Source organism: Bradyrhizobium iriomotense (genome assembly GCF_030160715.1).
GTDB lineage: Bacteria > Pseudomonadota > Alphaproteobacteria > Rhizobiales > Xanthobacteraceae > Bradyrhizobium > Bradyrhizobium iriomotense.
The window spans coordinates 67,033-78,614 of record NZ_BSOW01000032.1 but is presented as its reverse complement, the minus strand read 5'-3'; the positions used below and the strand labels follow the sequence as shown (position 1 = coordinate 78,614).

The following is an 11,582-nucleotide window of genomic DNA, read 5'->3' as shown; positions in this document are numbered from 1 at the left end:
TTATGACCTTGCTACGCGCGCTGTTTTCCCGCATGCTTTCGCTGGTTGTGGTCCTCTGTGTGTGCTTCTTTGCATTAGAGGCTTTGCCTGGCGATGCGTGCACGACTTTTCTAGATCAGGATGCGCAAGATCCGGAATTGCTGCACAATTGCCGAGTCAAGCTCGGCATCGATCAGCCTATTCCCATCCGCTTTGCGAAATGGGCTGAAGCACTTCTTCATGGAGATCTTGGAACATCTGTCGCCCGAGACCGCCCAGTCGCCGAAGTGGTTGCGCCGCATCTGCGCAATACATTCCTTTTGGCCATCCTTGCGGCATCAGTCGCGTTTCCGGTCTCGATAGTGCTTGGCGTCCTAGCGGCTGTGTGGCGCGGCACGGCCTTTGACATCGGAATGTCCGCTTTCTTTCTCGTCGCGATGACGCTTCCGGAATTTCTCATCGCGACCGTCCTGATCTTTATCTTTGCAATCTCCCTCCAATGGCTACCCGCGATCACCGTCGTAGCGACCGGGGCACCCATTCTCGAAGTACTTCCCAACATCATCCTTCCGGTAGCCGTTCTGTCACTCGTTATGGTCGCGCACACCATGCAAGTTGTGCGAACACGCGTGATCGAGGCTATGCAAAGCGACTTCGTCGAAACAAGCCGTCTTCGCGGCCTCTCTTTTCAGAGAGTTCTTCTTGGTCATGCACTTCCAAGCGCGCTACCGCCGACTCTTAACGTAATTGCGTTAAGTCTAGCTTCGCTTCTCGGCGGCGTAGTTGTCATCGAGCGCGTTTTCAACTATCCGGGGCTCGGCACCCTTACATTGCAAGCGATTCATGATCGGGATATGCCGTTGGTGCAAGCCGTAGTCGTTATATTCGCACTGACGTATGTCAGCCTTAGTCTGCTTGCAGATCTCATATCGACATTGCTGGATCCGCGCATTGCTCGAAGGGCTGATTAGCAATGGCCGACCGAGACATTTTCGCTGAGGCATCTTACCATTTTTCCGCACCGGCGCAGGCGAGCTCGCCCGTCAACACGTTCAGCGACAGGTCGCTTTGGAAGCTTCTCCGAGCGATCGTCCACAAGCCGGCGGGCGCAATTGGTGTGCTCTTCGTTCTCTTCCATGCGATCGTCGTCCTTACCGGTCCTTGGATTATTCCTCATGACCCGCTTGCGCAGGATCCGCGCACCATTCTGGCCGCGCCGAGCTGGGCTCATCCATTTGGAACGGACCTCCTCGGACGAGATGTGCTCTCCCGAACAATTGTGGGCGGACGCATCGCAATCGCGATCACTGCCATAGGGGCGCTCCTTGCGGTTGTTGGCGGTGCAGTCGCTGGAATTACAGCAGCGATGCGCGGAGGACTTCTCGATGCAATCATGATGCGGCTTGTCGAAGCCATTGGCGCACTGCCGTACCTATTATTCCTGCTACTTCTAGCCAACTTCTTCACAGGCGGTGCCTACGCACTCATTCCTGCGCTGGGCATCTTCTATGGGACTGCAGTGGTGCGCGTCTCAAGAGCTGCGGCTCTGAGCGTAGCTTCTTCCGATTTTGTTGCTGCCGCCCGCGTTCGAGGCGAACGCTCGTCGACCATTCTGTTTCGCGAAATTCTGCCTAACGTGCTCGGAGTTATCGTCGTAGATGGGGCGATACGTTGGGCCGGGATGCTGCTTGGTTTCAGCTCGCTTTCCTTTCTTGGTTTCGGCGTTGCTCCGCCGACGCCCGACTGGGGACTCATGATTTCGGATGCTCGCAACGTCATGGCCATTGCTCCTTGGGCCACCCTCTGGCCGTGCGCTGCACTCGCGAGTTTGATCCTCGGCGTTATCTTCCTAGCAGATGGCGCCGGCAAAGCCCTCGGCCGTTAGTCACCAAAAGAACAACAGACGACCTGAGGCGTAAGTAGATGACTAAGGTGCTGAATGTCGAAGAGCGGCCACTTATCAATGTGCACGGCCTGCACGTGGCAGTAGCAGGTAATGATAAAAGGCTGATACTCGATGACATTAATCTTTGCGTCCAGAGAAGGACTGTACTCGGAATAGTTGGAGAGTCAGGCAGTGGAAAGAGCACCCTGGCACTCACGATGCTAGGATATCTCAAGCCGGGGCTTCAGCGCGTATCCGGTCGCGTCTTGATCGACAAGTGTGACGTCATGTCCGCGCCTGAGACAGAGCTCAGAGAATTGCGACGCCGCGCTGTTGGCTACGTGCCCCAGAATGCCGGTTTCTCTCTGACCCCGACCAAACGCATCGGCTCTCTGATCGAAGAGCTCCTTTGGATCGACGGAACTCATTCAGCGGTTCAGATAAGAGCACGTGTCAACGAGCTACTCAGATCAGTGAGCCTACCAAGTGAGATTGCGTCGAGGTACCCTCATCAACTATCAGGGGGGCAGCAACAGAGATGTGCGATCGCGATGGCGATCGCTGGCCGCGCTGACCTGTTGGTTCTGGACGAGCCGACATCGGCTCTCGATGCTACGACACACAACGAACTTCTGGCGCTGCTTCGGACCCTCGTAGATGAGCGCTCCTTAACGATTGTATGCGTCACGCATGATATGCGCGTTGTCTCGCGTCTCTGTTCACATGTTGCGGTGATGCACGAAGGAAAGGTCGTTGAGAACGGCAATGCCGATCAGGTGCTACGAACACCCCAGCATCCCTATACGCAGACGCTGCTCAAAGCACAGCCGTCGTGGCGATCGCAACGAGGCCTGCAATCGCAAACCACTCATGCCCAGAGCGGCACCGCCACAAATGCGCTGGACATCCGTGATTTAACCGTTCGCTTTTCGCGACGCTCTCTTCTGTCACAGCTCTGGCTTTCCTCGCGTCTTGATGAAGGGAGTCCGGCCATTCAGGACATTACGTTTGCGGTTCAAACAGGCAAGATCGTCGGCGTTGTCGGCGAGTCAGGCTCTGGGAAATCCACCCTTCTAAAATCCATTGCCGGCGCGACGTCAGCACAACGCGGCCAAATTCTTCTGATGAACTCTCAGGATCTGGCCCAGCTGAAGAGCAGATCCCTGGATCTGCGCCAGAAGGTCCAACTCGTGTGGCAAAACCCGCTAGCGGCGGTTAATCCGCGGCAAAGCGTCTTCGAAGCGATCGACGCTCCTTTGCGCCTTTACTTCAATCTATCAAACGCAAAGCGGCGGGCACGTGCTATCGAGCTTCTTGGAATGGTCCAGCTCACGTCCGACTATCTCGATAGATTGCCAAGTGAGCTATCGGGGGGGCAGGCCCAACGTGTGGCGATTGCCCGTGCCTGCGCCGCCGAGCCTGCAATCATGCTCTGTGACGAGATCACATCGGCCCTAGACCTCTCGGTACAGGCGGCGGTGCTAGATGTTATCAGGAGCATTCGCGCTCAAACCGGCTGCACATTCTTGTTCGTATCCCACGATCTTGCGGTGGTCTCCTCAATCGCAGACGAGATCATTGTTCTTCATAAGGGACGGATTTGCGAATCGGGAACAACCGAAAAAGTTCTCATCAATCCCGCGCATCCGTACACGCAGTCTCTGATCGATGCCTTTCACGATGCGGCGGAAATAGGATTTGAGCGAGAGAGCGGTGCTAATGGGCTCCGCCGCCCAATGGGATCATATGCATGTTGAGTACCGCCAGCCAACCAACGGCAGCACCCATACGTGGCTATGGTAAGACGTTTTCGGAAGGGTAAATGCAAGACGTAGTTGAAAGAACCTCTTCAGCGGAGAGGTCAATATGGATGGGTATCCTTTCACGAAGTGAGGCAGATCAACTCGCTTCGCTGACAAAAGGCCTAACCGACGTACCGTTTGTGTGGCTTCGCAAACCCGAGATTGGGCTCGTCATGGTGCGCGGCCGTGCTGGCGGTACTGGCGCTATCTTCAACCTCGGCGAAATGACGGTGACACGCTGCGCCCTGCAGCTGGAAGATGGCACGATTGGCCATGGATATGTGCAAGGTCGCAACAAGCAGCATGCAGGTCGTGCTGCACTCGTTGATGCCCTTCTACAGCAGCAGGGAGGCCATCATGACGGTCTGCTCGCAATGGTCATTGCACCACTAAAGACTCGCGAGGTTGAGCGAACGGGTGCGCAGGGCCGAAAAGCGGCTGCAACTAAGGTCGACTTTTTTACGATGGTTCGCGGAGGAGATCCGGAATGAGCTTGCGATCATCGCACCAGTTCTCGACTAGCCCAACGCTCAAGCCAGGTCTTGCGGATCCGATCTTCGACGCCCAGTCGGTATTTCGAGCTGCCCTCTCGGCTAATGCCTATCCAGGTCGGCGCGTTTCAATCGACCGTGCCCTTGATGCGCCGCAACCACTCGCCACGTCCACAGCGATGCTCTGTCTATCGCTCATGGATTTGGAGACGCCGGTTTGGCTGGATCGTCAAACGGCTGCAGGTGATGTTCCGCAATGGTTGCGGTTTCATTGCGGGGCCCCCCTCGTGGAAAGGGCAGTAGGCGCACGGTTTGCGATTATTACCGACACAGGGGCACTACCGCATCTGAATGAATTCTATGCGGGCGAAATTCAATACCCTGACCGTTCCGCAACCCTGATTGTTCAGGTGCCATCGCTAACCGAGGGGCCGACAAGCGTATGGACTGGCCCGGGTATTCGCGACAGCGCATCCGTTCGCATTTCCGGACTCCCGTCCTGGTTCTGGTCGGACTGGGATGTAAATGCCGACCACTATCCGCTGGGTATCGATGTGTTCTTTACGTCGGGAAACGCTCTAGTTGGCTTGCCACGTACCATAAAGGTGGAGGCATAGATGTCCTATGTCGCGGTAAAGGGGGGCGAGCGCGCTATCCTCAACTCCCAAAAACTGGTCGCGGAGAACAGACGCGGCAATCCGAAAGTCTCGGAACTGTCGCTTGACCAGATCAGTGAGCAGTTTGGCCTCGCGGTAGACCGAGTGATGGTGGAAGGATCCATTTATGATCGACTGCTTGGGGCGCTCGCTCTCAAACAGGCCCAGGGAGATGCCTTAGAAGCGATTTTCCTGTTGCGGGCGTTTCGCACGACCCTGCCGCGCTTTGGAGTTTCCGCGCCGATCGATACCGGCGCAATGAGAGTGCGCAGGAGAATCTCCGCCACGTTCAAAGACATTCCCGGCGGGCAGGTGCTCGGTCCAACTTACGACTATGTCCACCGATTACTCGACTTCTCATTGGCGGCCGAGGTGAGCGTGGGCTCTGCTGAGGCAAACGCTGCCGAAGAAGCGCTTGATCCGACAATGCCACGCGTGATCGACATTCTCGGTCAAGAAGGATTGATCGAAGAGGAGAGAGAGGGTGGTGGTGAGGTCTTCGATCTAACTCGTGAGCCGATGACCTTTCCCGCTGGACGCGATCAACGTTTACAAAATCTTGCGCGTGCAGATGAAGGATTCCTCTTAGGCCTCGCCTACTCAACGACCCGCGGGTATGGCGGCGCTCATCCGTTTGTCGGCGAGATCCGGCTAGGAGAGGTCTTGGTCGAGATCGAGCCGGAGGAACTCGGATTCCCGATCGCGATCGCGGAAATCACGGTCACCGAGTGCCAGACAATCAACCAGTTCAGAGGCTCAGCCGAGAAGCCACCGCAATTCACGCGCGGCTATGGCCTCACATTCGGGCATTGCGAGCGCAAGGCAATATCAATGGCACTCATTGATAGGGCCCTGCGAGCACCGGAACTAGGAGAGGACGTCCGCCATCCGGCACAGAACGAGCAATTCGTTCTACCCCATACCGACAACGTCGAGGCAAACGGCCTCATTTCTCATTTCAAGCTGCCGCACTACGTCGACTTTCAGGCAGAGCTGCAACTACTGCGTCGATTGCGCGAGGAACACGAGGCAGCAAAAGACGCAGGAGCCACTCAATGAGCACAAATAGCAACAACGAACAGTCGGGCCATAACGAGGGCTACAACTTCGCCTATCTCGATGAGCAAACCAAACGCATGATTCGACGCAGCCTCCTAAAGGCGCTGTCAATCCCAGGGTATCAGGTGCCGTTTGGCAGCCGGGAAATGCCGCTACCCTACGGTTGGGGCACGGGCGGCATTCAGGTGACTGCGAGCGTAATCGGCCCAAAGGACCGGCTCAAGGTGATCGATCAGGGTGCCGACGATACGACTAACGCCGTGTCGATCCGCCGCTTCTTTCAGATGGTGGCCGATGTCGCAACGACGGAAAAGGTTTTGGAAGCAAGCATTATTCAGACGCGGCACAGGATCCCTGAAACACCTCTGAACGAGGGGCAGATCATTGTATATCAGGTGCCCACGCCTGACCCACTCAGCAAGATTGATCCACGCGAATCTGAAACGCGCAAGATGCACGCCTATGCCGAATATGGCGTGATGCAACTCACGCTGTACGAGGACATCGCTCGTTTCGGTCATATAGCCAAGACATATGACTATCCGGTTCTGGTTAATGGTCGGCATCTGATGTCGCCAAGCCCGATTCCAAAGTTCGACAATCCTAAGATGCAGGACAATCCAGCCATTCAGCTCTATGGCGCTGGTCGAGAAAAACGCATTTACGCAATTCCGCCTTACACGACTGTCAAGAGCCTCGACTTCGACGACCATCCGTTTTCGATGCAAAGCTGGAGCGGATGTTGTTCGCTTTGCGGCTCGACCACTTCCTATCTCGATGAAGTGATCACTGACGACAGCGGTGGTCGCATCTTTGTTTGCTCCGACACTGACTACTGCAATGATCGTCAAGCACAGCTGCTGTGCGATGAACACAGCGAGGTGCAGACATGATTCCCGCTCCCAAGCGAGCACTACCCCCTCCACTCCTCAGCGTGAATGGGGTCAGCAGGTCTTATGGCAAGCAACTTGGCTGCCAGGATATTTCCTTCTCGGTTCGGCCAGGCGAGGTGCTCGGTATCGTTGGCGAAAGCGGTTCTGGAAAGTCGACGCTGCTCGCATGCATCAGCGGGCGTCTCCAACCAGACACAGGCTCCCTCGTTTACGATATGAAAGATCGTGGGCCGGTCGATATTCTGGCTTTATCAGAGCCTGAGCGACGACGTCTTGCCAGATCAGAGTGGGGTATCGTGCATCAAAATCCTCGCGACGGTCTGCGGATGGATTTCACCGCCGGCGGCAATGTCGGCGAACGGCCGATGGCGATCGGGGCACGTCACTACGGGAATATTCGTTCCGAGGCTCAGAACTGGCTCGAGAAAGTTGAGATTGACCTCTCCCGTACTGACGACAAACCAAAGACATTCTCCGGCGGCATGCAGCAACGACTGCAAATAGCACGCAATCTCGTGACACGTCCGCGCCTGGTCTTCATGGATGAGCCGACTGGTGGGCTTGACGTCTCGGTTCAGGCGCGTCTGCTCGATCTCCTGCGCGGGCTAGTTCGTGAGCTTGGTATTGCAGCCATTATCGTCACTCATGACCTTGCGGTGGTCCGCCTGCTAGCCGATCGGCTAATGGTCATGCAGCGCGGCAGGGTGATCGAAGAGGGACTGACCGATCAGGTACTCGATGATCCCCACCACCCCTACACGCAACTACTCGTCTCGTCCGTACTGCAAGCGTGAGAAGCCTTGAGATCAACATCATGTCAATACGTTTGCATGCCGAAGGCCTAAGCAAGACCTTTACGCTTCATACGCAGGGAGGAACAAGGCTTCCCGTCTTTCGTGACATCGACCTTGCCGTTAGAGGCGGCGAATGCGTCTGCCTGCATGGACCATCCGGAGCAGGAAAATCCACGCTCCTGCGATCACTCTATGCGAACTATAAACCAGATGCTGGCCGGATCTTGGTCGAACACGGCGGGAAAATCATTGACCTGCTTGCAGCGGAGCCATGGGAAGTCGTCGAAATTCGCAAGCGCAGTATTGGTTATGTAAGCCAATTTCTGCGGGTAATTCCTCGAATTTCAACACTCGATGTCGTCGCTGAACCCGCGATCTTTACAGGAGCCGCACGCGAAGCAGCGGCAAACGCTGCCGCTAATTTACTTACGAGATTGCGCATTCCGGAACGCTTATGGTCGCTCGCTCCCGCGACCTTTTCGGGTGGCGAGCAGCAGCGGGTCAACATTGCTCGCGGCCTTATGGTCCATTATCCAATTCTCCTTCTCGATGAGCCCACTGCCTCGCTTGATGCCGCTAACCGGCGGATGGTAATCGAATTGATCCAGGAGGCCAAATCGCGGGGAACTGCCGTCGTTGGCATCTTCCATGATGAAGAGGTCCGCAACGCTGTTGGGGATCGGTTATTTGAGGTTGGGAAGTCGATAGATGTGAGGAGCGCTCCGCACGCGGAAAAGGAGAAGAGCGCGCATGTCGGAGCCTCTGTGGAATGACGAGCCAGGCGACCGGGCCACGCTTTGCGCTCTACTGTACTCCCGCACCGGAGCACCCATTGGGCCGAGCGGCGGCGCAATGGCTGGGCCACGATCCTTTTGCCCGAACTGAAACCCTCCCCGGCAGTCGATTGAACCGCTGGGTCTCGCTGACGACCGAACCTCGGCGATACGGCTTTCACGCAACGCTGAAGGCACCGTTCCACCTTGCGGCGGGAACGAGCCTGCAAGAGTTGGAAAATGCCATTCAGCGGTTCACTAGCAGCCGACCACCTCGCCCAATTGGGGCGATGCGCATCGGTACTTGTCAGCGACGCCGCTCCTCGCCGGCGCAAACCGAAGCGATCGAGAACTAACGAGCCAAGTGTGGCCGTGCGCAACGCTACTTCCTCAACCGGCTGAAACAGCGGCAGGCGAGTGAATTGCCACTTTTCATGATGGAGACCAATGAACGATGTCCCGCAACAAAGTCTTGATGATCATGATTGATGGCGTTAGCGCCGATTACTTCGAGGCGCACCGACATCGTCTGCCATATCTGTCCCGGCTTGCAGAGGGCGGGTGTCAGGTAAAGCGCATGAAGTCTCCTATACCCGCGACGTCAATGCCCGGGCGAGCATCCATCCTTTCGGGCCTTACCGCCGATCGACACGGCATTTTCGGTAATCGCATCTTTCAGGACGGGTGTTTTGCTCCTGCAGATTCCGAGGACATGCGTGTTCCAAGCATAGCAACTTTGGCGTCATCCGCTGGACTCGACGTCGCCTGCATCGGTCATGCTTTGATACGGCCAGATGATGTCTCCATTTACGTGCCGCCTTGCTGGCTGCGTGGACCGAGCTTTATCAAGGTATCCGCGTCTCGTGAGACATCGTCGCTCCTCAGGATCAAGGATCCGCTGCAAAGACTATCCGGCGTCCCCTTGCCGTCGTTAGAGATGAAGACAAGCACGGAGACCAACCACTTTGCGGAGTACTTGATGGGTGACCAGCTAATCATTGGTGCCGTTGCTAGTCTGCTTCGATCGACCGCCGCTCCTCCTGATCTGATCTTGGCAGAAATCAACGTAACTGATACGGCTCAACATCTCTTCGGCCATGAAAGCGACCAGGCACATTTCGCGATGGCATTTGCGGACAGCTTGGTTGGATTGTGCCTCGACAGCCTGCGTCAGCGTCAGGACGATAGCGAATACACACTCGCGATACTGAGCGACCATGGTCACGGAGCAATCAGCAAAACGATCTATATCGATCGCGTAATTCCGGAATGGGTTTCAGATGCCGAGGGATCAACACTTCACGTGATTGTCAAATCTGGCGCCGAACGAGATGAAGTGGAGCGTAGGCTCACCAAATTTGGGGCCGAGCCATGGAATGGCTCACACCTTCCACCGGAGTTGCGTGGCTACATGGCCACCTTTGTAGCACCTCCAGGCTACGACTTCGGAAACGCTCCCGGCGATACGCCGGAGGATATGCTGGTTGGAGACTCTCGCTATCAATCGACGCACGGATTTCGACCTGGAACTGCAGCTGACGATCGCTTCTGTCTCTTCTCCGGACGTCAGATACCAAATCGTGTCATCGAGGAGGCCGATGCCGAGAGTTTCGCCCCCACAGTCAGTGCTTTGCTCGACTTGCCGTTGGCGCAATTTTTCACTCGACCTCTCTTTGCCGTTTAACGACGCGGACCTCGATCCGGATTCAGCCGACGTGGTTACGAGAGACAACACTCGAGCCCAATCTAGTCCCGGCAGAAAGACATAACTCCACTTTGGTTACAAGGAACAGTTCGATGGCAACAGAGTGTATACTCACTGGGGCGAAGATAATTCTGCCGGACGAGATAGTTGCGGAGGGTAGCGTTCACATCTCTGACGGCCTCGTCCGTGACGTATCTTCCGGGAAAAGCAGTCTGCCAAATGCAGTCGATCTAAATGGCGGATATCTGGCGCCCGGCCTTATTGACCTTCATACGGACAATCTGGAAAAGCATGCACTGCCCCGGCCGCGTGTGCGTTGGGACGGTCTGTCGGCGACCATCACCCATGATGCAGTCATTGCCGCCGCTGGCATTACAACGGTTTTCGATTCATTGTGTATTGGATCAACAACTCGTGCGACCGATCAATCTGACGATGATCGCTCTACAATTGTGCCGACATTGATTGATAGCATCAATACGGCAAAGTGTAGTGGGCTGTTGCGCAGCGAGCACTTTCTTCATCTGCGCTGTGAGATTACCGACCTAGATGTAGTCCCGCAGTTCGAGCTCCTGGCCAGCGATCCGCTGCTCAAATTGATTTCTGTCATGGATCATGCGCCAGGGCACCGTCAATCCTCGGATATTGATCGTTTCCGCGAAATGCAGATCACACGTTATGGATGGAGCGCCGCCGATGCTGAGCGGCGCATTTGTGAGTGGATAGAAGCGTCAAGAACGGTCGGACCAAGAAATCGAGACCAAATCGTTAGCTTGGCGCACTCGCGAAACATTCCAGTCGCCAGTCACGATGATGAAACAGCCGATCATGTCCACGACGCGCATCGCACTGGCATCACAATTTCGGAGTTTCCGACAACGCATGTTGCTGCAGCGGCCGCGCGAGGAATGGGAATTCAGATCGTCATGGGGGCACCGAACGTGGTGCGCGGTGGTTCTCATTCCGGGAATGTCAGCGCGCGCGACTTAGCGAGGGCAGGTCATCTGGACATACTCGCCTCCGACTACATACCTGCCAGTTTGCTGCACGCTGCATTCCAGCTCTCGAAGGAGCCCGTTGGAATACCTATGTGGGAAGCCATTGCGACCGTCAGTTCGACACCCGCTTCTGTTTGCGGACTAAATGACCGGGGGTCAATAAGGACAGGTTTGCGTGCCGACCTATGCCATTTCATTGAGATTGACGATAAACCCGTTGTTACCCGGACATGGATCAAAGGGCGCGCAGTCTTCTGATCCGGCAGAACAAAGCTCTGGCCATCGCTTCTCGACGCATGGTGTAGCAGGACATATTCTTCTGCTCTTCATGATAAGCGAGAGTCACCGCAATTGAACAGCTTCGGCATAGTCTCGCTACACGTGCGGCCAATCCATAGCCTTGTGCTGGCTGGAGCTCCCATCAATCTCTACAACAATCTACTACTCCGCTTACTTGTCGCAGCGTCAGGTCAAGTCGTGAAGCTTTTGTTCTGCAGCGCAAACTAAAGAGCGCGGTCCGAGTTCGTCTTCATTCGCCATGTGGAAT

12 protein-coding genes are annotated in these 11,582 nt (G+C 55.8%); all 12 read left to right on the top strand.

The annotated features are described in order from the left end of the window. Nucleotides 1-2 precede the first annotated feature (2 nt). The 12 genes from QQL28_RS35060 to QQL28_RS35010 all read left to right on the top strand — a co-directional run bounded on the left by QQL28_RS35060 (nt 3) and on the right by QQL28_RS35010 (nt 11,293). A complete protein-coding gene (locus QQL28_RS35060; protein ID WP_284273073.1) occupies nt 3-950 on the top strand; it encodes an ABC transporter permease in 948 nt (315 codons plus the stop codon). Between the two features lie 2 nt (nt 951-952). Continuing rightward, entirely contained in the window at nt 953-1,864 is a 912-nt protein-coding gene (locus QQL28_RS35055; RefSeq protein ID WP_284273071.1) for an ABC transporter permease, read from the top strand. A 38-nt stretch (nt 1,865-1,902) separates the two neighbouring features. Continuing rightward, a complete protein-coding gene (locus tag QQL28_RS35050) occupies nt 1,903-3,621 on the top strand; it encodes an ABC transporter ATP-binding protein (protein ID WP_284273069.1) in 1,719 nt (572 codons plus the stop codon). A gap of 113 nt (nt 3,622-3,734) precedes the next feature. Continuing rightward, nucleotides 3,735-4,157, top strand: a complete 423-nt coding sequence (phnG, locus tag QQL28_RS35045; RefSeq protein WP_431309697.1) for a phosphonate C-P lyase system protein PhnG — start codon at nt 3,735-3,737, stop codon at nt 4,155-4,157. Next, nucleotides 4,154-4,774, top strand: a complete 621-nt coding sequence (phnH, locus tag QQL28_RS35040) for a phosphonate C-P lyase system protein PhnH (RefSeq protein WP_284273065.1) — start codon at nt 4,154-4,156, stop codon at nt 4,772-4,774. Before phnG ends, phnH begins: the two co-directional genes overlap by 4 nt. After that, nucleotides 4,775-5,872, top strand: coding sequence for a carbon-phosphorus lyase complex subunit (locus QQL28_RS35035; RefSeq protein WP_284273063.1), 1,098 nt, complete (start codon nt 4,775-4,777; stop codon nt 5,870-5,872). It begins immediately after the preceding gene. Beyond that, entirely contained in the window at nt 5,869-6,765 is an 897-nt protein-coding gene (locus QQL28_RS35030) for an alpha-D-ribose 1-methylphosphonate 5-phosphate C-P-lyase PhnJ (RefSeq protein WP_284273062.1), read from the top strand. The genes QQL28_RS35035 and QQL28_RS35030 overlap by 4 nt, the downstream gene beginning before the upstream one ends. Beyond that, nucleotides 6,762-7,559, top strand: a complete 798-nt coding sequence (gene phnK / locus QQL28_RS35025; RefSeq protein ID WP_284273060.1) for a phosphonate C-P lyase system protein PhnK — start codon at nt 6,762-6,764, stop codon at nt 7,557-7,559. Before QQL28_RS35030 ends, phnK begins: the two co-directional genes overlap by 4 nt. 20 nt (nt 7,560-7,579) lie before the next feature. Further along, nucleotides 7,580-8,332 carry a phosphonate C-P lyase system protein PhnL gene (phnL, locus tag QQL28_RS35020; protein ID WP_284273057.1) on the top strand — a complete coding sequence of 251 codons (753 nt, stop codon included), beginning with the start codon at nt 7,580-7,582 and terminating at the stop codon, nt 8,330-8,332. Beyond that, nucleotides 8,329-8,688 (top strand): DUF1045 domain-containing protein, encoded by a 360-nt coding sequence (locus QQL28_RS46310; protein WP_431309696.1) that lies wholly within the window; start codon nt 8,329-8,331, stop codon nt 8,686-8,688. Before phnL ends, QQL28_RS46310 begins: the two co-directional genes overlap by 4 nt. A 98-nt stretch (nt 8,689-8,786) precedes the next feature. Continuing rightward, nucleotides 8,787-10,016, top strand: a complete 1,230-nt coding sequence (locus QQL28_RS35015) for an alkaline phosphatase family protein (RefSeq protein ID WP_284273055.1) — start codon at nt 8,787-8,789, stop codon at nt 10,014-10,016. 113 nt (nt 10,017-10,129) lie between these two features. Further along, nucleotides 10,130-11,293 carry an alpha-D-ribose 1-methylphosphonate 5-triphosphate diphosphatase gene (locus QQL28_RS35010; RefSeq protein WP_284273053.1) on the top strand — a complete coding sequence of 388 codons (1,164 nt, stop codon included), beginning with the start codon at nt 10,130-10,132 and terminating at the stop codon, nt 11,291-11,293. Nucleotides 11,294-11,582: the final 289 nt, after the last annotated feature.